Raw genomic sequence first — 22578 nt, forward strand, 5'->3', positions numbered from 1 at the left:
ATGGATAACAAGAGCTTTCTTACACCAAAAGAAATAGTAGCAGAACTTGATAAATACATTATTGGCCAGAACGATGCCAAAAGAAACGTAGCGATTGCGTTACGAAACAGATGGAGAAGAATGAATACGCCTGCAGAAATTCAGGATGAAATTGTGCCTAATAATATATTAATGATAGGTGCGACAGGCGTAGGTAAAACAGAAATTGCCAGAAGATTGGCCAAAATTGCTGACGCCCCTTTCACAAAAGTGGAAGCTTCAAAATTTACAGAAGTGGGTTATGTGGGCAGAGATGTGGAAAGCATGGTACGTGACCTGGTAGAGCAATCAGTTAACCTGGTAAAGGCCGCTAAAAAAGAAGAGGTGAAAGAAAAAGCATCTCAGGCTGTTGAGGATATTATTTTGGATTCACTGATTCCACCGATGCGAAGTACCTCCCAAAAACCCATTAATACAACTGCGGAAAATTCTACTTCAGTACCTCAGGATGACTATGAGCTTAATCAAAAAACCCGTGAGCGCTTCAGAGAAAAATTACGCAATGGCGAGATGGAAGATCGGAAGATCGATATCAACGTAAAAGCACCAGCAGGCAACGGAATGGGTGTAGTTGGCGGTGGAATGATGGATGAAACTTCTATGATCAATATTCAGGACATGTTAAACAACATGATGCCTAAGAAAAACAAGCGGAGAAAAGTGACTATTGCTGAAGCCCGTAAATTATTGATTGAAGAGGAAGTATCGAAGTTAATCGATATGGATGAAGTAAAAGAAGAAGCTATTGCCAAAGCCCAAAATACTGGAATGATCTTTATTGATGAGATCGATAAAATTGCAAAAGGCAGTGGAAATTCCAGCGGTGGCGATGTTAGCCGTGAAGGTGTTCAAAGAGACTTACTTCCTATTGTAGAAGGTAGTGCAGTAAACACCAAGTACGGAATTATTCATACAGACCATGTGCTCTTTATTGCAGCCGGTGCTTTTCATGTGAGTAAGCCATCAGACCTGATTCCTGAGTTACAAGGTAGGTTTCCTATCAGAGTGGAATTGGACAGTTTAACTAAAGACGACTTCCTAAGAATCTTGAAAGAGCCTAAAAATGCACTAACAAGGCAGTATGTAGCGCTTTTAAAAGCGGAAGAAGTAGAGCTTGAATTCAATGAAGATTCTTTAGAAGAGCTGGCAGGCATGGCTTTCCAGATTAATGCTGAAGTTGAAAACATTGGTGCCAGAAGGTTGCACACGGTAATGAGTAAACTGCTTAATGAGCTGCTTTTTGATGTACCGGACAAAATTGGGCCGAATGCTAAAATTGTTGTAACCAAAGAAATGGTGACAGAGAAACTAGCCGGTTTGATTAAAAATAAAGATTTAAGCCATTACATTTTGTAATATAGAAAATTAGATAAAGCATGAATAAGCAGTGAAAGAAATTTTGCTGCTTTTTTTTTGAATAAACAGGGAAAAATATTGTCTGAAAAATACTTAAAAGATAAGCTTAATTTATTCCATTGTTCATTGTACGTAACTTAGGGGCTGCATAAAGCGTCATCATACTATCTTAAAACATCAAATAACAATAAATGAGAAAACTATTTTTCATCACCGGAAGTAGCAAAGGAATAGGAAAAGGGTTGGCTGAATATGCACTGCAAGATGAGAATAACCATGTAATTGGAATAAGTCGCACGCATAGTATTGACCATCCTAATTATACAGGCATAAGCATCGATTTATCAGACGTAAAGAAACTTGAAAAAGAAGCAGAAGAGTTACTAACTACAGATAAGGATTTCGATAGCATGGTGTTAATAAATAATGCCGGTACATTGGGAGATGTGAAACACCTCGGCAAAATAGATGCTGCGTCTATCACACATCTTTTTAACCTGAATGTAACAGCTCCCATTTTACTCATGAATGCCTTCATGAAAATTTACAGAGATTTTGAAGGTGATAAAACCATCATCAATATCAGCTCAGGAGCAGGCAAAAATGCTGTAGATGGCTGGTCAGGCTATTGTGCCTCTAAAGCCGCATTGGACATGGCCACTGAAGTAGCTGCCAAAGAAAATAAGCTGGACAATGGACGTTTCAGAATTCATGCTATAGCACCGGGCGTGGTAGATACCGAAATGCAAACGCAGATAAGATCTACTAACGAGCAGGATTTTAGCGGTGTAAACAGATTTAAAAGCCTCAAAGAAGACCAGCAATTGAGCTCTGAGAAAGAAGTGGCAGAAAAATATTTCCAAATCCTTAATCATCCGGAAAAATACCAGGAAGTAATTTTAGATGTGAGAAATATTTAACCTTATTATCGTTATACCGCAAAATTAAAACTTAACTCAAGTCTTAATTTTGCGGCATGACGAAATTTTTGTTACTCAAAGCCAAGCTATGAAACTACATATCAAAAATATGGTCTGCGACCGCTGTATTATGGTGGTACAGTCTGAATTAGATAAATTAGACTTAAAACCACTTTCAGTTCAATTGGGTGCAGTAGAATTTCCTGAAACTCTGGATGAGGCTACATTAAAAACTATCGCTACTACCTTACAACCTATTGGATTCGAGCTAATTGACAATAAGAAGAGTTTGCTTATTGAAAAGACCAAAGCGCTAATTATTAAGCTCATCCATCAGGAAAATAACCAGCTGAAATCTAATCTGTCGGATTATATCAGTGAAAAATTACAGGTAGATTATAATACCATCAGGCATTTATTCTCCGAAGTTGAAAGCACTACTATTGAAAAATTTTACATCTCCCAAAAAATTGAAAAAGTAAAGGAATTACTGGTATATGATGAACTGAATTTAAACGAAATAGCCTACCAGCTTAATTTTTCAAGCGTGGCTCATTTGAGTGCACAATTCAAAAAAGTTACAGGTTTTACTCCCTCCCACTTCAAGAAAATCAAAGAAAACAAGCGTACTTCTATTGATAAAGTATGAGCAAAACAGCTCCACCTGCTGATCAAACCCTCAGCAAAAAATCTTTTAAAGGATTAGCTCCAACTTATCCCGCTTTTGCTCCGATAAACCATGCTCATCTTTTGGAAAGAGAGGGAACGGATTTATCGAAGACAAATCAGAATCCTGCCAGCCCTTTGGCCGGGTTCTAAAGTTAACCTAGGAATTGCTATCCGATCCAGTGATAGATAACGGAAAAAGATTAGAGCAACTTTTCCAAATCATATAAATCTTCCTCCACAAAATATAAGCTCATTAACAGCTGAAATATGTTACTTTGTATCACTAAAAGCCCAATAAAAGCTGCATTGAGTAGTGGTTAATACTAAGGAATAATTATGCAACACACATATAAAATTTCAGGCATGAGCTGCAATGGTTGTCGCAGCCACGTGGAGGAATCTCTAAAAAAAGCTCCTCATGTAACTGCCGTTTCAGTCGACTTACAAAAAGCTGAAGCCACCATTGAAATGGATAGTCATGTGTCAATTGAACACCTTCAGAAAACACTTGAAGGGAGTACCTACAGCATTTCTTTACCATCGGACCAAAATCATCAACATACAAATGAGCCTGAAAAGAAGGATCAAAAATCATCGAAAGAAGAAGGTTCAGGCATCTATTACTGCCCTATGCATTGCGAAGGGGATAAAACTTATGATAAGCCGGGAGATTGCCCTGTTTGTGGAATGGACTTGGTTGAACAACCTGCACCCAAGAAGAAAGCTCAGTATACCTGCCCTATGCACCCTGAAATAGTGCAGGATAAACCCGGTTCCTGCCCAAAATGTGGTATGGATTTGGTTCCGATAGAGACGGAAAATGCAGAAGAGGAAGATAAGACTTATAAAAAGCTACTAAAGAAGCTTTGGTGGGCTGTTGGTTTTACGCTTCCCGTTTTCCTTATCGCCATGTCCGAAATGCTGACTCATAACCCATTGTATGATTTGATGGGCCTTAAGTACTGGAACTTCGTGCAGATGGCTCTATCTATCCCGGTAGTATTTTACGCTACCTGGATTTTCTTTGAGCGTGCATGGCGATCTATCATTACCTGGAATTTAAATATGTTTACTTTGATAGGTATAGGAGCAGGAGTTGCATGGCTATTCAGTGTGGTGGCACTTTTCTTTCCCGGAATCTTCCCGGATCAATTTAAAACAGAAAGCGGTACTGTCTATGTTTATTTTGAAGCTGCTACAGTAATACTAACTTTAGTGCTCCTCGGCCAGGTATTGGAAGCAAGGGCACATGGAAAAACCAATTCTGCCATTAAAGAGCTTCTGAAATTAGCACCTAACAAGGCTACTAAAATTATTGATGGAAAAGAATTAGTGGTTGCTATTGATGATATTGAAACCGATGACTTGTTAAGGGTAAAACCAGGTGAAAAAATTCCTGTAGATGGCAAAATTGAAGATGGTAACCCCTCCATTGATGAATCAATGATTACAGGAGAACCTATTCCTGTAGATAAATCCGAAGGCGACAAAGTAAGCTCTGGTACCATTAATGGAAATAAAACTTTCACAATGGTGGCGGAGAAAGTGGGAGCTGATACACTGCTTTCACAAATTATTGAAATGGTCAACAGTGCCAGCAGGTCCCGTGCGCCTATTCAGAAACTAGCAGATAAAATTTCAGGCTATTTTGTACCTATAGTTGTTATAATTTCCATAATAACCTTTATCGCGTGGTCTATCTTTGGGCCAGAACCTGCCTACGTATATGCCTTAGTAAATGCCATTGCAGTGTTAATAATTGCCTGCCCTTGTGCATTAGGATTGGCTACACCTATGTCCGTGATGGTAGGTGTGGGGAAAGGCGCGCAATCCGGGGTGCTCATCAAAAATGCAAGTGCCTTAGAAGAAATGAACAAGATGGACATTGTGATCATTGACAAAACAGGCACTGTTACAGAGGGAAAACCTTCCGTAGAAAAGGTAATCAGCACCACCTCTCAATACAATGAAGAAGAGCTGATTCAAAAAATTGTTTCGATTAATAATAGTAGCGAACACCCTTTAGCACAGGCCACTATTCGCTATGGAAAGGAAAAAAATATTGAGCCTACAAAAGTGATGAACTTTGAGTCTATTACCGGAAAAGGAGTTATTGCTAAATCGGAAGAGAAAAAGTTGGCTTTAGGAAATGAAAAACTGATGGAGCAGATAGGGGCTCAACTTGACCAGGACATTCTGAATAAGATAAAAACTGAGCAGCAAAAGGGCAAGACGGTCTCCATTTTAGCAGAAAACGGAATTGCTATAGGTTTTGTAGTGATTTATGATAAAATTAAAAAATCAAGCAAGGAAGCTATACGGAAGCTGCAAGCTGAAGGGCTGAAAGTGATTATGCTAACCGGGGATAACCCGGAAACTGCCCAAGCAGTGAGCGAAACACTAAACTTAGATGGGTTTAAAGCTCAAATGCTACCTCAGGATAAACTGGAAGAGGTAAAAAGACTTCAAAATGAGGGCAAAAAAGTGGCAATGGCAGGAGATGGCATTAATGATGCTCCCGCTTTGGCACAAGCTAATATCGGTATGGCAATGGGAACAGGAACTGACGTTGCCATTGAAAGTGCTTCTATCACTCTTGTGCAGGGTGATTTAGAAGGTATAGCAAAAGCTAAGTTATTGAGCCACAAAGTGATGCGAAATATAAAAGAAAACCTCTTTTTTGCATTAGGCTACAATGCGCTGGGCATCCCAATCGCGGCAGGTATACTATATCCTGTTTTTGGTTTATTGCTTTCCCCGATGATAGCAGCTTTAGCCATGAGTTTTAGCTCTGTTTCAGTAATTGCAAATTCATTGAGGTTACGCAGCGCCAGGTTATAATAGTCTCTTTTCAGATTTACTTACAATAGAAGTTATATTTCAGATAGCAAATTTTAATTCCGAAATAGATTAACTTATTTTAGAAGTAATTGACACATTGCTTATCTTCTTGTGGATAATATTTTCTTACCATGTCATCAGTTTGCTCCAGTATTATAAATACAGCTTCTCTACACCTTTGCTTAATGACTCCATCAATCTCTACTTTTTTATTTGACAAGCAAGCAAACTAACCAATAAGAAAAACAGATGAATATCCTTATCATAAGCTTTTTAATTCATTCTCTAAATTAACCCTTGCCTGCTTTTCAAATGTCACGACAAATTCAGCAGTTTTAAATATCTGATTCATTTTTAGAAAATGCTTTAGCACCTTCTTTCTTCCTCTTTTGTATAGAAAATCCGGATAGATGCTATATTCCTTCCTGATGTTCCTGATATATTCCTGGTATTTTTCGGGAGTATCTCCTAAAATGCACAAGTCAAAATCCAGCAGGAAATTAGTGTCACTTTCATCACTTTTCTGATGGCTCCTGGTCGCAATAATTTGCTGTGAAGATTTTTCTATCTGATGATTCGGAAAACCTAGCTCTGCCAGGCGAAGACGAGCTAAATCAGCACTCTTCTCTTCATTATCTTGCCTTGTAGCATCGTAGACTATATCATGGTAAAAAATAGAAAATAGCAGCGTGTCTCTATCATTAATCTTCTCCTGATAGGTGCTAAGCTTATCACACATGTAAGACAAGTGATTGAGGTTATGATAATATCGCTTTTTTTGGGAATAACTGGTGGCTATTTCATTCCATAAATGATTAATACGCGCTTTGTCTGCTGTGTATGAAGATGCCAGTTGACCCCATATATTTTGTAAATTTTCCATTTAAATTGAGCCTATTAGGCAATTACGCGAGAATCAATGATATGCATCTGAAAGTCGGCCACAAATGATTACCCATTGTGTAATCGAATTTTAGATTCCATAAAATCTTCTCAGTTATCTCTTTAAAGTATGATTGCCAGTTTTCAGAATAACTATCTTCTCAATAATTTATAATTTCCCTTGTTTGTGGCATTTACCTTTGCATACAATTTGAAGTTATTTTCCATATAGTCAAAGCGATTACCCCACTTTTCCATATCACATATCAACTGCTGACGCAGGTAATTGGCAGTTATAAATATTCCTCCGCTCTGTTGCTGACAATTTTTTAGCTGCTTAAGGCAAACTTTTCCCAAAGCAATCATGATCATTAATTGATAAAGGGATTTATAAATGGCTTTCTTAGGGTAACTGAGGAAACATAAATTTTGAATCATGACTGCCACCTGATTTTCATATTCTTTTTGCATTAATTCGATATCATGTGCATTGGTGAAGCATGTCTGCTGTCCATTCTGCAAATCCTTATATACGTCAAACATATCGTTTGTCAGCTGGATAATTGCGCCATACCTTTGAACTACTTCCCTCTCTCCTTCTTTTAGAGGGTGTTGTAACATTAAACGAAACAACAATGTCCAGGCACTTCCTTTTGCACGAGTAATCTGCATTAAAGAAGCATGACTAAGCCTCACCTTACCCAATTGTTGCAGGCTTTCGTCCTGAGAAATAAGTGCCTCTTTAAAAATATCCGGAAACACTTCGTGTTGGCATTCCTTCATAATTGTATGATACAGATTGTTTGCTACTTGCAAATTTTTGGAATCATCGACAGAGCTCTTCTTTTGAAGCTTTGAAAGAATTTGGTAGGAAGATAGGTTCTGATTATCTGTAAGGTCATCCAAAAGAGGCGTTAAAAGGCTTAAGCAGAATGTCAGTTTTATTTCCTGAGGGCTCATTCTTTCTCCTCTTAAAGTGGCAAAACAGTCGTTTACATAAAGGCCAACATATTTATAAAGCTTTATTCTTTTGAGTTGTGACTTCGTAAAAGACAGGGAATCAATATCGAACTGCCCTTCCAATTCCCTCAACGTTTTGCTAGTGTGTTTCCGATAATAAAAATGGTTTTGATAAAGGTATTTAGCATGAATGGTTAAAAACCGGAAAAACTGCTTCATTAGGAGTTTAGATAATTGAAGAACTGAACACTTTCAGAAAGTTAAATTTTATCTTTTTTCCAGTATTTAACTAACTAATAGCCTAAAAAATGATAGTTCTCTCAGCTATAGACTGAAGATCATTTCAAATAAGATATATCTAAAATTATAATAAGTTTGCTAATAAATCTGCTCAAGTCTGATCCAGCTTAATGTTCAACCTTTCCTCTACAAAATTCTTTTCCCTTTCTGCCATTGCTTCACTTTTCTTTTTTATCTCATCATGTAAAGCAGCTCTATCTTCATAAAAACTTGCTTCATGCTGATATTCTTTTTTCTCTAATTCATAATCATAGGGTCCCTTTTGGGAGATCAGCTTTACAATAATAGGAGATGTTTCTACTACAATAAAGAGCAAAAGCACGAATAGATTGGCATACCAGATGGCTGTACTTTGCTGACTCAACCTGTCCAAAGCTTCCAATCGTGCGGCAGGACCATCCATTGCAGCTAACTTTAAATCGCTGATTTTCTGTTGTTCATCAGCAGCTAATGTTGCCAGCATCTGTTCTTTTTGCGTAATTAATCTGTTATTATTTGCACGTAACTCGTTCAGTTCAGCCTCCATCTGCTCGGCATCCGCCTTTTTAATTTGATAAATTGGTCCCGGGTTTCGCTTCCCGGTGCCTCCTGTACCATCGGCTTCCTGTTGAGCGATCCGCGCTAATTCATCTCTTTTTGCAGCTTTTTGGTTGATTTCTTCCTTTAATACAGCTATTTCAGCTTGCAAAGCAGCTTTTTGTGCCACAAATTGATCACTAATCACTTCCTTCTGTCTTGCAAAAGCTTCCTGTTCCATCAATGCCAATTCTCCATTAATTTCCTTTTCAAAAATCTTCAACTCCAGCGGTTTGGCTATCACCACTGAAATCATCACCGCAAGTAAAATCCTTGGAAGAGCTATTTTCAGTTCCTGAAAACCCCGGTTTCTTTTCCGCATGCCTGAAACAATGTACCTATCCAGATTGAAAATCATTACACCCCAAAGTAAGCCTAGACCTGTAGCTGCCCAGGCATTATCAAAAACTGTGTAGAAAGCATAGGCTGCAGCTAATGCAGCGAAAATTCCTGTAAAAAAGATAGTGGCGCCAATGCCTACATACTTGTTGGAATCAGTAGGACATTTTTTCAGTGTTTCGGTATCTGCTCCGGAACAGTACCAAAAGAAGGCTCTTATTTTTTCCATAAACTATAAACGCAGGGATTGTGTGATTATTTAAGAATAGGGGCAATGTTAATGCCAATGCGGTTTGGAGAGTTTTGAATGAGTTTTTAATGATTTGGAAGTCCGATGGTGGACAGTTGTTATGTACGTTTTTGAAAATATTGATTCGATGTCAGTAGCTTAAAAAGGTCAAACATTCAGGTGTCATCTTGCATGAAATATCAGCAAATGACGTGGTCACCCCCAAGATCATTCTCCCCCTTTCCTAAAAAGTGGGCAGGGTGGATTTTATTGGTTTGTAAAAAGGATAAGATTGTTTTACTTCGAAACCCTTCTCATCTTTGTTTGTAAAGAGGATGCTTAGACCCAGCATTTGCAATGCTTAAAAGAAATAGCCCGTCCGCTAATTTTTGCGAACATTTAACTCATGCGAAATAGCAGCATATACAACGAGAGATTATTCTTGAAGAACATATTTAGGACAGTTAGCTTTCTGAGTTGAAAACTCATATTTTGAGAATTCTCATTGCAAACGAGGACTAGCGGACTTTTAAATATATTCAAACCTGCGGTTGGAATCAACAGATTCCCTTCTGCAAGGCAATAGCCTGCCCCGCAATTGAAGCAGGCACGTTCTCATTCTACTTTTCCTAAAGATATCATTCAGAACCTGAGGCTAATTTCAGTTGACCTCGCCCATAGACCGCAACAGGTATTCTTTTCTGATAGATTGGCTCATCCGGGTGATCACTCCTGAAATTAGTTCATCAGATGTTTTTCTATCAACCTCTTTGATAATATGGGCTTTTACCAATGCAAAATAGGTGTGTTCCCTGGGTAATTCTTTTTCAATGGCTTCCAGCAAAGCCAGTGCATGTTGGTTCTTATTAGCTTTATGATAACAATAGCAAAGGTTTAGTTTAACTACAGGTGAACTGGTTAACTTCAGCAAAAGCCTATAAAGCATAATTACATCCTCCCAGTGCCTTTGATTGTATGAGAAGCTTACCATGTACTTACTGGCTATCAAGGCTTCCAGATAATATTTATTTATCTGATCTGGCTTAATTAAATGATGAAAAGCCAAATCAACCATCTCAGTATTCCATTTTTCCCTATCCTGCTGATAAAAAGAAAGCAACCTGCCTTCATGCAGCTTAGAGGGAATCCTTGAAACATGAAAACAGAAAAGAGCAATCAAATTACTTGTGCTTGTTCTATTGTATTTTTTCAACATCAGCCTGGTTAAAGCCAACGCTTCTAAACATAGATCTTCATTCACTATAGAATGTGATTTTTCGCTAAAGGAATCAAAACCTATATTAAAAACTGCATATAAAATTTCTTCAATAAGTTGAAGCTCCTCCTCTCCTGCCTTATCAAATACAGCCAGCATTTGTTGATTATCCCATCCCTTCCGTAAACTTTTTTTAGCACGTACAATACTTTTGTAAATAGCTTCTTCCGAAAGCAGGGTACATTCACTAATTTCCTTTACCTGCAAACCAAAAATATTCTTCAGCATAAACAGGGTTCTGGCCTGAGGGGAAACTTCTCTAAAATATGCAAGGTAAAGAATAGTCTGTAAGCGGGGATCTTCCTCAAACACACCATCTACGGTAGCAATTGAAAAATCTGCTACATCAGCTTTGGCTCTTTTTAACTGATTGAGCAAATCATTACGCGCAACTATATAAAGCCAGTTTTCTCTATTTTCAGGTATTTTACCCGGCTTCCAGCTTTTTAAAGATTGATAAAATGCATTATGGATAGCATCCTCTATGGAATTGACATGCTCAGCACCAAACTTTTTAATAAGGGAAGCAAAAAGCTTCCCATAATAAGTTCTGTAGCTTAGCTCTACTGATTCCTCATTCTTCATAAGTAGCAATGGGCCTGATTTCAGTGGTACCTCCCCATAAATGGCAGGGGCATTCTTTTGCAATAGCCACCACTGTATCCATATCATCGGCCTGCAGTAAATAATAACCTCCAATCATTTCTTTGGATTCCATATAAGGTCCATCCTTAATAATGCATTCCTTTCCCTTAATTTGGATTCCTGTTTCCTGTAATCCATCTCCGGCCAACATATGTCCGGATTCACCTAATTTTGAAGCCCACTCCATATGTGCCTCTACCAATTTCTCCATTTCTTTAGGAGATAGTTTGCTCATTTGCCCGGCATCTTCATGCAGTAATAACAAAAATTTTTTCATAATATCATTTTTAGATTTATATCAAAGACAATTGGCATCGGCCTTTTTGGACATCTTTTTGAAAAAGATATGAAAAATTCTAATAAAAATATTTACATGCAATCTTTAAGAAGGCTTTAGTTTACTAAATAATTTACAGCCTTAGTTGCGACTTTCTGCTTTTTTAAAAGAGATGAGCTACATGTTCAGCTTCCGCATTTTCAAAACTGCTAATTCTGTAATCAGCCATTTCGAAATGAATTTCATCATTTCCATTGGTAAAAGCCACCACTTTCATGCCGGCACTTTTGGCTGCCACCATACCGGAATTTGAATCTTCAATGGCTATACAATTTTGAGGAAGGATATTAAGCTTTTTTGCAGCCCTTAGGTAAACGGCAGCATCCGGTTTTCCTTTTATTTCAAACTCTGCAGATACTGCAGTATCAAATAGATGCAGAACATCCAGCTTTTTTAATACTATGGGAATGATCCTGTCGGGAGAATTAGTAGCCAAACCAATTTTATAATTCTCTTTTCTTAATTTTTCAACAAATGGCTTCACTCCTTCTATATGGCAGTTTTCTAATTCTATCAATTCAATAACCCGGGAAATCACCATTTGCTCTACCTCTTCCAGGGCAACATTCCTCCATGGATACTTTTCATACCAGAACTGAGTAACCTCAAGAGTTGTCATCGCTTTGGTGATTTCAGTGTACTCATTGCTCAGTTGAACACCTAAAGAAGTAAAGACTTCATTTTCTGCCTGCGCCCAAAATTTCTCCGAGTCAACTAAGACTCCATCCATGTCAAATATTATCGCTTTGTTGTTACTCATTTATTACTTCAGATTATCTTTAGCATACATTAAAGCACTTCAAGCATGAAGAAAACTCATAAAAATTATAGAGAATCCCTTCTATTCGTGTATAAGTTCATGGCCCTTACATAATTAACAGCCCCTTTCATTGTTAAATCATGAATAAATCCATTCAAATCAGGATGGTGCATGCTCACCCATTTCACTAAGGTATCTCTTTCTTTTTGCCATACAATCCAATCTGCATCAATACAATCAAGTGCCTCTGATTTCACTATTTCCCCTGATTTAAAAGAGAATTTATGACTGCAGGTTAATGGGTTATTTTTCAAAAACTTAAAGCGCAAGGAGGTGACGGCTACAGTCGCAATCACCTGATTGCCATGTTCTTTCAATTCAATTATTTTGTAAGTAGGTTTAAATACGGAATCCCACCTAAACTTCTCATGAAAACTTTCTTTGGAATAAGGCATTACATAATCACCTTCCGTAAAAACAATGCTATCTGCAATAAGCTCCTTTACCTTCTCGAAATCTGAATGATTGAAAGCATCGTAGTACTGCTTTATTATTTCCTTATGGGTTAATTCTTGCTTTTGAGGGGAAATTGCTAAAACAAAGAAAGCTAAAATAAATAGGGAAGTCTTCATATGCTGAAATTTTGATTGTTCAGGTTTACAAAATGTGACGTAAACTAAACTGTATTAAACTTGCTGAATAATGAATTTAAGCCATTTTAAATAAAATTCTTAGAAATCAATGTAAAACTTCTTCTACTATAAAGGCCTTTTCGGTTTTGGTATTAAAGATAATTAACCCTTCCCTGTCACTTTCTAATTTAGTCAGTACCTCTCCCTTACTATTCCAAATTGCACTTTGCCCTGCTGAATAAAAGTTATCGCAGAACCCGGTGCTATTTGACATTACAATGTGCATAGATAAATGCTTTGCTATTTCAGCATAGTGAACGAAGCCTTTTTCAATACCAGTTTGAGATTTAGCAACGCTTACTAAATAAATTGCTGCTCCTTGTTTTTTCGCATTCTCAGCATGTGCCGGCAGAATGGATTCATAGCAAATTGCAGGTGCCAGCTTTTTATCATTTATCTGTAACATCAACTGTTCCTTCCCTTCAGCAAAATAAGGTAACTCATCGGAATGTAGTTTCTGCTTGGAATAGACTTTTCTCTCTTGGTTTGGCTGAAAGAGAATCATGCTAATTAAGATGTTATCTCCTGATTTTGTGGGCGCACCCACTCCGATAGTAATATTATTTAAGTCGCTTAATTCTTGAAATATGTTGAACCTGTCATCGTCAGGATAGATGGCTAACTTTTTTGCCAACCGGGGCTCATAAGCTGTAAGCGACAATTCCGGAAACAGGATGAAATCAGCCTTTTTAGACACAGCAGTTTCAATCCATCTTGTATGGCATTCAATATTCTGTTGAATATCACCTTTAATTGGCTTAATCTGTGCAGCTGCTATTTTCAATGGCTCGATGTTTTAATATCGATATTAATATAGTTGCTTATAGCTTTATCTGCAACAATAGATTATCATTTATCTGTTTCGTTTTCTACATATACTCTGTAAAATTCGAATCCAATTACTTCTATTTTCAAAAAAAATATACTAATCTTTAGCTATTATTTCCATCTGTTTATACGCTCTGGTTTCTCATGAAACTCAGATGCTAGTGAATTAAATCGGGCTTTTAATAATATTCTTCTCCCGTCAGAATTTCTGGTAAATATGAGAGAGCAGTTTCCTACATACTCCTTCCAACAAGCAGCAAGCTTTTCAGCCATTAATTTATGCTTACCTAAAAGATCAGGCACTGAATGATAGTCTTTTTGCCTGATCAAGCTAAAAACCCTGCTTCTTCTAATGATCAGATATCGAGGATTATCCACAGGAACTATAATTTCTTGAAGGCACTTTATAAAAACACTTTTTTCAAATGTTGTGCCTCCTTCTAAATGACATAAAACTTCTCCTAAACGATTTACAGTTGACTCTACTTTTAGCTCTGAAATAGGAGTTTGGATTTGATTTGTAGATATTAGGGCTTGAAGAAGTCCATTGCCTATATTACTAATATCTTTTGAGATATCTCTATACTTTAAGAATAGTTTAAATGCTTTAAAAAGTTTTCTACCAAAAAATAAAAATGCACCTAAAATAAAGAATGTTAAAATTGTCCATCTACCCTCTTCTGTTCTGAACAAGTCTCTGAATTCTGCTAGTAGGTCTAGGTATTCGTTAGTATATATTAATAAGCCAAGACCTAATTCCACTAAGAAGAATTTGATAGTCTTATTTAAATAAAGTCTTTTAAGGGAATGATAATCTTCTTCTTCCTCAAAGGGAATTTTGATTTCTTCAACAAGTGAGGTACCATTATCAATTGCTTCATACCATTGATTTCTGAGCAAATCTCTTTGACTAGCTGAATGGAACATCCTATTATTAAATGAATCAATTGTTTGTTCATTTAATGTTTTAGGGATCATCAGCCTTTTTAAACCATTCTCAATAGTTCTGTTTTCTCGCTCCGAAATACCCACAAAACTCCTAAACCTTCTTTGTAAGATTTCAACATCCTTTCCACCATTTAAACTTGTAGGATCTGCGCAAACCAAATGCCATATGTTACTGGTTTTTTCATGGTTGGATCTAATTGTTCTAATCGCTCTTCCACGCATTTGATTTGACAAAACAAAGGACCCGACAAAGCTTGCAAGAATGAGAACATTAATTGATGGAGCATCCCAACCTTCACCTAATAAAGATTTTGTTCCAACCAAAACAGTAATTTCACCCGCTTCAAAAATTCGAGTAATAATATGAACGATATGATGTTTTGATTGACTATTTACATTTACAATTAAAAAATCAGGATCATACTCAAGTGGTTTTGTTATAACTTCCTCTATTCCAAATTTAATTGCCTCTTCAGTCATTTTACCTATGGCTGATTTAGGAATTATTATTAAAGAACCTGTAAGTACTCCAATCTTAACTCCTTCAATTTTTTTCCTCCTAAGGCTCTCAAATATAGGTACCACACCCAGTTTATTGATTTCGACTTTATCTGAGAGGTATTCTTTTCTAATAAAGTCGCCCAGTATTACCTGCCTAAGTTCACTTTTAAGATTTGCAGACTCAAACTTTGTAATATTATATATACTATTAAGTTTACCTAAACTGGAGATCAGGTATTTTTCAAGCTTTGAATCATCAGAAAAATTGATCCTCCCTCTTTCAATAATACCAGCCTTACGAAGAATAAGTGAGACATATTTTTGATGTTTAATTACCTGAATATCATCTGAATCAAATTTGTTTAAATAAAATTCTAAAAGTAGTTGCAACCACTCCTTAGTTAGTTTTGGAAGCTTGGAAATCTTATTACCTGTGATATCAACATGATTTCTAGTTATTTCAAATTTATTATGATTTAAGAAAATTAATAATGCAGAATAATATTGCATATTAGAGAAAATCCAATCCAAATGCTGTGCAGGTGCCTTCATCAGCTCCGAGGAACCGAGGTGAAGAACAATTTGTTCGTCAATTGATAAAGAACTATAAATATCTGTAATAGTATTACGATAGTTTCTAATTTTTTCAATTTCATTATAAGTAGGCTCTGAAACCACAAGGTAATCCTGATGAGGACAAAGATCTCCTTCTTTTATAAGCTCCGGTACAGAAATCTCAGTGTCAATAGGACCATTTAATTCTATATAGCGTGACCATTCAGTATATGTAACATCATAAGGAGGTGTTGCAGTTAGACCTACAACAGTGGTGTTAAGATTATTCTTAATTTGAATAAGACTTTGCCACCATGTATTTTTTAAGTGATGAGCCTCATCTATAATAATTGTTCCTAAATTTAAAGACTTAAGAGAATTGAGAACCTCAGAAAGCCGTGTAGGTTTATATTTATCATCTGATTCTAAATCGAACTCATCAAACCCCTCTTCCAACACTTTCCCATCTGAACATGCCGCATGTAAGCCCTGATAAGTTGATACTGTGACTAGCTTTGGGTTTCTTATATCTGTAGAAATCCAGTCCGGTCTATTCTTAACCTGCAAAAATAATTCACAAAACCTCTCTACCCATTGATTCCTTATTGCTATAGTTGGAGCAAGTATTAAGGCAGGTTTATTAAGCCTTAGCATTACTTCTAATCCAAGTACAGTCTTACCCGAGCCTGGCGGAGCAATTACATGCAAATGATTATCATCAAGATGTTCTTCAAGCTCTTTAAGTACACGCTGCTGATAATTTCTCCAAGGATACTTGAAAATAATGCTCTGGGGAAATTCTTTCAAAATTATTGTTTCTAAGTAATCTTCAATTTTTACAAGATGATTTGTTTTTTATTACAGTGGCCGCGCCTTTAAATAGTTTAAGCTTATTTACACATTAATAAACATTAGCTATAGAATTCTTTACTGTTTTTCTTCCAAAACTTTCTTTCAGCTATAAATCCTTATAATTAGCAGCTAAAACCTCTTTAAGAATTTTCATCAGATCTGATATATCTGTGGGCTTGGTAATAAATGCTTCTGCACCCAAGTCCAGCGCTATTTTCTTTTCACTACTGCTGGAGGATGTAGTGTACATGATGACCGGAATGTTATTAAACCCTTCACTATTTTTGATTTTTGAAAGCGTTTGCCATCCATTTAATACGGGCATATTAATATCCAAAAAAATACACTCCGGTAAGGCCTCAGCTTTGGAAGATTTTAAATAATCGAAGGCGGCCTGGCCGGTTTCAAAGTGAATAAATTCAGCCGATGATTTTACATTTTGCAATGCTTCACTAAATATTTCGGCATCATCAAAATCATCATCTGCCAGTAAAATAATTTTCCTCATTAAGGGTACTCCTGTCCTTGTTTAGTATTTTGTTAAAAAACCGCTCTAAGTTAATATAAAAATTCTATAAAAATCAATTATCGTCTTCTTTTGCTTGTTTTTTAGGCAAAATTACTGAGAATTCAGCACCTTCATTTAGTTGGCTTTTTACTGCAATCTTTCCCTTGTGATAGTCCACAATTCTTTCACAAATTGATAAGCCTAAACCTGAACCTTCGTATTTTGACTTGGAGTGCAGACGAACAAATCTTCCGAAAATTTTATCAGCATCTTCCTGATCAAAACCTATCCCATTGTCTTTCACTTTCACTTCTATAAAATCCTTCCCATCTTCATTAAAAACTCTTGAATTTACCTGAACAATTGGTATCTCATCTTCCCTGGAAAACTTCAGGGAATTTTTTATGAGGTTTAGAAATAATTGATACAGCATATCCTGTATACCATCCACATCTGGCAAAGAGTCATAAGTGATTTCAGCATCCTTTTCATTGATTAAAAGCTCCAGATCGCTCAAAATATCCATCATAATTGCCTCCAGGTTTACTTCCTCCATTTTCCCTGTTATCTTATCCAGTGAAGAGTAAGTAAGTAAACCATCCACCATATCAAGCATACGGCCTGAGGAAGAATGGATCTTCTCGATATACCTCATCATTTTCTGAGTGGGCATTTCATTCTGACTCATAATGATAGAAGCAAAAGTTTTGATTTTCCGCACAGGTTCCTTTAAATCATGACTGGCAACAAAGGCAAATTGTTCAAGATTTACATTTGAGCGGTTTAGTTCATTATTTTTTCTTTCCAACTCCATTTCTACCCTGTTTATATGGGTAACATCGCGGGACATCATTACAATACCTTCAGGATTTTCTTTACTGCCAAAAGGAATAAAATAACTATCTACAAATAAGCCCGGGCCATAGTAACTCAAATGTTTCTCTATATGGCTGACCTCTCCTTCAAGTGCTTTAAGCATAGCTTTGTGCGATGCGCTATCGACAATCTCCGGATAAAGTTCAATCATAGATTTACCTATAACAGATTGCTCAGAAGCACCTAATACTTTACGCAGGGCTTTATTCACCATTACATATCGAAGCTTTTGGTCAACCACTGAAATGTATTCAATGGAAGAATCAATCACCAATTGCAAAAATTCCTTGCTCTCAATCAGTTCATTATTTCTGATTTCCAGCTTGTCGTTTAATTGAACAAGTTCCTTGGTTCTGGAGATTACCAGTTTCTCAAGCTTTTCGGATTCCAATTGATGCTTAGAAATATCAGTATTGGTTCCCAGCCATTGAAGCACATTGCCGTCATCATCTTTTACAGGAAAGATTCTGGTGAGAAATGGCCTGAACTTTCCATCATAACCTTTTAGAGGGAAGGTCATTTCAAAGAATTTACCTTGCTGGATAGATTCTTCCCACTTTTCCATTACCAGAGGCAAAAAGTCAGGGTCGTGAACCGATTGCCATCCCCAACCTTCCATCTGTTCTGCTGTGGTACCTGTATATTCATACCACCTGGAATTGTACCAGTAAATCCAGCCATCAGCATTGGCCATCCAGCATAATGTAGGAATATTATCAGCTAACGTACGAAACTTCTCCTCATTCTGGCGGATCAGGATTTCATTTTGAATTTTCTCTGTAATGTCCTGAGTCAAAAACATGATACCTGTTCGGTTGCTACTCTCAAAATCAAGTGGCACTGTTTTTAATGAATAAGTACGCTCATTAAATGAAAATTCAATGGAAGAAGAAGTTCCTGATAATGTCTCCTTAAAAACTTTATTCAGTTTATTCCGCTCTGCTTCAGAAGGATTGAGTTCAGGCAATTTTTTCCCCACTACGTCTTTTAGCTTAAAGTTCAGGAGCTGCATTCCTTGACCAGCTACGTATTCTATTTCCAGCCTATCGTTTAAGATCCCAACCGTTCCATTGGGCAGGTTCTCAGCAATGGTTTTATACAAAATAGCATTCTCATCGCTTACTTGCCTCTCCTTCTTTAACTCTTCCTCTTTTTCTATAAGCGAATTATTGGAAAACCGTAGCTCCTGATTGGAGGTATTTAGTTCTTCGTTAGCTGACTGAAGTTCCTCATTACTGGTTTCCAGTTCTTCATTAGTAGATTTTAATTCTTCGTTGGCCGATTGGAGCTCTTCATTAATGGCCTGCATTTCCTCATTAGTGTTTTCCAACTCCTCAGTGAAAGTCTGCAAATGCTCTCGCAACATTTTCACTTCTTCTTCTAATTCCTTAATGCGATAATCTTCAAAGTTCCTTTGGTTTAGTTCTTTAGAAAATTGCATAAACCCTGCATCCGGCTCAACATTTTCAAACATCAGTAAATACAACTGACTATTGATAGTGGGGTAAATCACAGGCGTAATACGTAATTTCACAAAACGGTCGGTATCGAAGAGGTGAAATTTTATTACCCGGCTGGTATGGCTTTCGCCCGACTTACTCACTTGATTTAATAAAGAACGAATTTCTACCGTAAACTCCTTATTGGCAGCCTGCATCACATTATTAGTGGCTCCACCTTTGCCAATATCCATGTAAAGTCGCAAACTTCCTTGTGCTTCCTTTATATCTCCCTGGTTATTAATAACTACAAATGGATTATTATTACTATAGTACATGGTTTCTTTCACCATGTCAACAATGGAAATATTTTTGGAATCACTCTTTTTTTGCTCCTCCATCCTCAGCCTGAGTTTGTTTCTGGAAAAACGCAAGTTCAGTGGTGCGGTGTGTTGTACTTTTCTGAACAACTTTTCATCATCTGTTTTCTCAAACAACTCGGGGGTTACGCTTACACTTTCAGATTTACCCAGAAAAAGCATGCTATCTTGCTTAAGTGCATAGTTAAAGAGCCGTAACACTTCTTTTTGCAGGTAATTGCTAAAATATATCAACAGATTTCTGCAAACAATCAGGTCTAGTTTTACAAATGGAGGATCATTGGTAATATCATGGCGCGAGAAAAGGATGTATTGTTTTACGACCTTTTTTACCTCAAAGCCCTCCACGGTGTTTTCAAAATACTTTTCAAGAATATCTTCCGGGAGCTTTTTAACCTCCTTTTCAGGATAAAGACCTTTCCGGGCAAAGTTTAGAGCCCTCTCATCTATATCAGTGGCGAAAATTTGCAGATGATAATTGGAGATGGTATCCCCCAATATCTCATTGATCAGAATGGCTATAGAATATGGTTCCTGCCCGGTGGCACAGCCCACGCACCACACCCGAATGGTATCACTAAAGTGCTTTTGTTCCAGTTGCTTTTTTAATTGAGCCCCAAGTTCTTCAAAAGCCTGTTCATCCCTAAAAAACTCAGTTACACCTATTAGTACGGTATCGAACAGCAAATCCAGTTCTGCCGGTGCTTTTCTGATGTATTGATAGTATTCAGCTATACCATTCACATCAAGGATTTCCATCCTCTTTTCCATGCGCCTCATGATGGTATTGGGCTTATACTGTGAAAAATCTATTCCTGTACGCTTGCTTAACAGTTCAAAAATCACATCAACACTATCTTTACTAGTTTGTGTTTCTTTAATTAAGCGATGGTTTTTAATGTAATAAGAAATCTCCTCAAATATTTTTGCAGGATGCAGCACCAGGTCAATAATACCTGTTTCAATAGCTGCATGGGGCATGTCTTTATACTGTGCCGAAGCTGGAGTTTGGGCGATGGTAAAGCCACCATACTTTTTGATCTGCCTGATTCCTTCAGAGCCATCACTACCGGAACCTGAAAGCACTATTCCAATGGCATGTAGGTCTTCGTTTTCCGCTAAAGAAGTAAAAAACTCATCAATTGAGGGTGAATGCGCATATTCAGTAGATAGTTCTGTCAGCTTTAAGTGATGCTCTTTTGATAAAAGAATCCGCTTATTTTGAGGTGTAACATACACCTGATGTGGTTGAATTTTCATTCCATCCTCTGCTGTTACTACCGGCCATTTGCATGAGCGGGAAAGTATAGCAGCCAGCTCACTCTTAAAACTAGGACTCAAGTGTTGCACAACTACCACTGCAAGGTTCTTTAAATGACCGTTAAAGCTTCCCAGCAACTTTGCCAGTGCATCCAACCCACCTGCAGAAGTTCCTACACCTACTATATAAAGATCATCTAACTCTTCTGCATTTTCATTCTGTGCTGTCATTTAATTATCTTTTTTAAATCTTTCAAAAAACCATTTAGGAGTCCGGATGTATTACATATTATTACGAAACGGCATAAAAATACATAAATACGGATGATTTTGGCTATTACACAGTAAGGGGAAAGAATAATTTAATCCGAAAGGAAATATATAGCAGCTACTTAATGAAATACTTTATGGTAAAGGGTTGATCTTATTTTTCACTGTGCTCTAGCAATTGTTAAAAAATCACCTCATTTCTATGCAAAAATGAGGGAAAGAAAAATTTTGTTATAAAAGCTGAAAATAGTATTTAATGGTTGAACAATCAAATACCAACCTTTGTATTAAACTATTACAAAACAATTTGGTTTTTGTGAGACTACTTTTTTTACCAATTATTCAGAGAGAAAGGAGTTTTCAAGCCGATTGAGCAACAGGAAAAGCAATGATTCTACTTAAATAGTTTAAAATGATTTAATAAATCACAATTTATGGCGTACTGTCATGCGTGGCTTTTCATAGCATACTGCGAAACAGTTTTATTTCGCTTTTGCCAACGCCATTTTTATGGCAAGTCCGGTTAAAACAGAAGCCATAAACCACTTTTGAATTCTTAACCAAACAGGTTTTTTCGAGAACCAACTCGCCATTTTGGCTGCGGATACAACAATCAAAAAATTAACTGAAAAGCTTATTATTATTTGAGTAATGCCTAGTTGAAAGCTTTGTCCTAAAATAGAACCATACTCCGGTTTTATGAATTGAGGAAAAAAGGAAAGGTAAAATACTGCCATTTTAGGGTTCAGAATATTGGTCAGAAGCCCAATATTAAATAGTTTAAAAGGCTTATCCGATTCTAGATTTTGGTCTGCTTCAAAAATTTTGTTTTTTGATTTTACGGTATTAAAAGCTAAATATAATAAGTATCCGACCCCCAGAAATTTGACAACTATAAAGGCGTATGGTATGGCAAAAAATATTGCAGTCAGTCCAAAAGATACCATAAGAATATGAAACAAAAATCCGCACATTACACCCAAAAGAGAGATAACCCCTGCTTTTTTACCTTGTGATAGTGACCTTGAAATTAAATAAATCATATTTGGCCCTGGTGAGAGAACCATAATCAATGCTGCTAATCCAAATAATAGTAAATCGCTAATTGGTATCATATTTCTGTTTTTAGTTCTTTATTGAATGAGAGCTAGATATATTGTTTTTGTGACGTTATTTCTATTTCCTCCTCACTAATTCCGTCAAAAAATAGTTTTTGGCATCTCTAAAGATTAGTGCTGGATTCTTATTCATTTTAAAATTCACCTGGTTTAAAAAATTCACAATATAAATCAACAATGCTAATATATAGTTTTATCAAACCTATATTCCCATTTTTTCAA

At 36.7% G+C, this 22578-nt stretch carries 17 protein-coding genes; 5 read left to right on the forward strand and 12 right to left on the reverse strand.

The features are described from left to right. From hslU to IEV85_RS04700, 5 genes are all read left to right on the forward strand, one after another. Entirely contained in the window at positions 1 to 1395 is a 1395-nt protein-coding gene (gene hslU / locus IEV85_RS04680; RefSeq protein WP_188460655.1) for an ATP-dependent protease ATPase subunit HslU, read from the forward strand. A gap of 191 nt (positions 1396 to 1586) precedes the next feature. Continuing rightward, a complete protein-coding gene (locus IEV85_RS04685; protein ID WP_188460658.1) occupies positions 1587 to 2315 on the forward strand; it encodes an SDR family NAD(P)-dependent oxidoreductase in 729 nt (242 codons plus the stop codon). An 88-nt stretch (positions 2316 to 2403) separates the two neighbouring features. After that, a complete protein-coding gene (locus IEV85_RS04690) occupies positions 2404 to 2964 on the forward strand; it encodes a helix-turn-helix domain-containing protein (protein ID WP_188460659.1) in 561 nt (186 codons plus the stop codon). After that, positions 2961 to 3134 carry a hypothetical protein gene (locus tag IEV85_RS04695; protein ID WP_188460661.1) on the forward strand — a complete coding sequence of 58 codons (174 nt, stop codon included), beginning with the start codon at positions 2961 to 2963 and terminating at the stop codon, positions 3132 to 3134. The genes IEV85_RS04690 and IEV85_RS04695 overlap by 4 nt, the downstream gene beginning before the upstream one ends. Before the next feature lie 186 nt (positions 3135 to 3320). Then, the gene (locus IEV85_RS04700; protein ID WP_188460663.1) at positions 3321 to 5825 is read left to right on the forward strand and encodes a heavy metal translocating P-type ATPase; all 2505 of its coding nucleotides are present in this window, start codon (positions 3321 to 3323) and stop codon (positions 5823 to 5825) included. Between the two features lie 262 nt (positions 5826 to 6087). Here IEV85_RS04700 and IEV85_RS04705 read toward each other — a convergent pair whose 3' ends face one another. The 12 genes from IEV85_RS04705 to IEV85_RS04760 all read right to left on the reverse strand — a co-directional run bounded on the left by IEV85_RS04705 (position 6088) and on the right by IEV85_RS04760 (position 22353). Beyond that, the gene (locus IEV85_RS04705; protein ID WP_188460665.1) at positions 6088 to 6708 is read right to left on the reverse strand and encodes an HD domain-containing protein; all 621 of its coding nucleotides are present in this window, start codon (positions 6706 to 6708) and stop codon (positions 6088 to 6090) included. A gap of 152 nt (positions 6709 to 6860) precedes the next feature. Then, entirely contained in the window at positions 6861 to 7886 is a 1026-nt protein-coding gene (locus IEV85_RS04710) for a class 1 isoprenoid biosynthesis enzyme (protein ID WP_188460667.1), read from the reverse strand. Between the two features lie 172 nt (positions 7887 to 8058). Further along, on the reverse strand, positions 8059 to 9111 hold the full coding sequence (locus IEV85_RS04715; RefSeq protein ID WP_188460669.1) for a DUF4407 domain-containing protein: 1053 nt from the start codon (positions 9109 to 9111) through the stop codon (positions 8059 to 8061). Between the two features lie 661 nt (positions 9112 to 9772). Further along, on the reverse strand, positions 9773 to 10972 hold the full coding sequence (locus IEV85_RS04720) for a DUF6596 domain-containing protein (protein ID WP_188460671.1): 1200 nt from the start codon (positions 10970 to 10972) through the stop codon (positions 9773 to 9775). Further along, positions 10962 to 11309, reverse strand: coding sequence for a YciI family protein (locus IEV85_RS04725; RefSeq protein WP_188460673.1), 348 nt, complete (start codon positions 11307 to 11309; stop codon positions 10962 to 10964). Before IEV85_RS04725 ends, IEV85_RS04720 begins: the two co-directional genes overlap by 11 nt. Before the next feature lie 163 nt (positions 11310 to 11472). Beyond that, positions 11473 to 12129, reverse strand: coding sequence for a hexitol phosphatase HxpB (hxpB, locus tag IEV85_RS04730; RefSeq protein ID WP_188460675.1), 657 nt, complete (start codon positions 12127 to 12129; stop codon positions 11473 to 11475). A 65-nt stretch (positions 12130 to 12194) separates the two neighbouring features. Then, a complete protein-coding gene (locus IEV85_RS04735) occupies positions 12195 to 12761 on the reverse strand; it encodes a nuclear transport factor 2 family protein (protein WP_188460677.1) in 567 nt (188 codons plus the stop codon). A 106-nt stretch (positions 12762 to 12867) separates the two neighbouring features. Continuing rightward, positions 12868 to 13605 carry a carbon-nitrogen hydrolase family protein gene (locus tag IEV85_RS04740; RefSeq protein ID WP_188460679.1) on the reverse strand — a complete coding sequence of 246 codons (738 nt, stop codon included), beginning with the start codon at positions 13603 to 13605 and terminating at the stop codon, positions 12868 to 12870. A 155-nt stretch (positions 13606 to 13760) separates the two neighbouring features. Continuing rightward, a complete protein-coding gene (locus IEV85_RS04745; protein WP_188460681.1) occupies positions 13761 to 16460 on the reverse strand; it encodes a DEAD/DEAH box helicase family protein in 2700 nt (899 codons plus the stop codon). 151 nt (positions 16461 to 16611) lie between these two features. After that, positions 16612 to 17013, reverse strand: coding sequence for a response regulator (locus IEV85_RS04750; protein ID WP_188460683.1), 402 nt, complete (start codon positions 17011 to 17013; stop codon positions 16612 to 16614). A 73-nt stretch (positions 17014 to 17086) separates the two neighbouring features. Then, positions 17087 to 21199: a CheR family methyltransferase gene (locus IEV85_RS04755; protein ID WP_188460685.1), complete on the reverse strand. Its 4113-nt coding sequence runs from the start codon at positions 21197 to 21199 to the stop codon at positions 17087 to 17089. A gap of 521 nt (positions 21200 to 21720) precedes the next feature. Continuing rightward, complete coding sequence (locus IEV85_RS04760) at positions 21721 to 22353, reverse strand: LysE family translocator (RefSeq protein WP_188460687.1); 633 nt, start codon at positions 22351 to 22353, stop codon at positions 21721 to 21723. Between the last annotated feature and the right edge of the window lie 225 nt (positions 22354 to 22578).

It is taken from the genome of Marivirga lumbricoides (assembly GCF_014636295.1).
Lineage (GTDB): Bacteria > Bacteroidota > Bacteroidia > Cytophagales > Cyclobacteriaceae > Marivirga > Marivirga lumbricoides.

Excerpts from the sequence above, each read along its gene's own strand:
- IEV85_RS04735 (WP_188460677.1), bottom strand. The coding sequence starts at position 12,761 with ATGAAGACTTCCCTATTTATTTTAGCTTTCTTTGTTTTAGCAATTTCC.
- IEV85_RS04720 (WP_188460671.1), bottom strand. The coding sequence starts at position 10,972 with ATGAAGAATGAGGAATCAGTAGAGCTAAGCTACAGAACTTATTATGGG.
- IEV85_RS04750 (WP_188460683.1), bottom strand. The coding sequence starts at position 17,013 with ATGAGGAAAATTATTTTACTGGCAGATGATGATTTTGATGATGCCGAA.
- IEV85_RS04705 (WP_188460665.1), bottom strand. The coding sequence starts at position 6,708 with ATGGAAAATTTACAAAATATATGGGGTCAACTGGCATCTTCATACACA.
- IEV85_RS04710 (WP_188460667.1), bottom strand. The coding sequence starts at position 7,886 with ATGAAGCAGTTTTTCCGGTTTTTAACCATTCATGCTAAATACCTTTAT.
- IEV85_RS04690 (WP_188460659.1), top strand. The coding sequence starts at position 2,404 with ATGAAACTACATATCAAAAATATGGTCTGCGACCGCTGTATTATGGTG.
- IEV85_RS04685 (WP_188460658.1), top strand. The coding sequence starts at position 1,587 with ATGAGAAAACTATTTTTCATCACCGGAAGTAGCAAAGGAATAGGAAAA.
- IEV85_RS04700 (WP_188460663.1), top strand. The coding sequence starts at position 3,321 with ATGCAACACACATATAAAATTTCAGGCATGAGCTGCAATGGTTGTCGC.
- IEV85_RS04755 (WP_188460685.1), bottom strand. The coding sequence starts at position 21,199 with ATGACAGCACAGAATGAAAATGCAGAAGAGTTAGATGATCTTTATATA.
- IEV85_RS04715 (WP_188460669.1), bottom strand. The coding sequence starts at position 9,111 with ATGGAAAAAATAAGAGCCTTCTTTTGGTACTGTTCCGGAGCAGATACC.
- hslU (WP_188460655.1), top strand. The coding sequence starts at position 1 with ATGGATAACAAGAGCTTTCTTACACCAAAAGAAATAGTAGCAGAACTT.
- IEV85_RS04725 (WP_188460673.1), bottom strand. The coding sequence starts at position 11,309 with ATGAAAAAATTTTTGTTATTACTGCATGAAGATGCCGGGCAAATGAGC.
- hxpB (WP_188460675.1), bottom strand. The coding sequence starts at position 12,129 with ATGAGTAACAACAAAGCGATAATATTTGACATGGATGGAGTCTTAGTT.
- IEV85_RS04695 (WP_188460661.1), top strand. The coding sequence starts at position 2,961 with ATGAGCAAAACAGCTCCACCTGCTGATCAAACCCTCAGCAAAAAATCT.
- IEV85_RS04760 (WP_188460687.1), bottom strand. The coding sequence starts at position 22,353 with ATGATACCAATTAGCGATTTACTATTATTTGGATTAGCAGCATTGATT.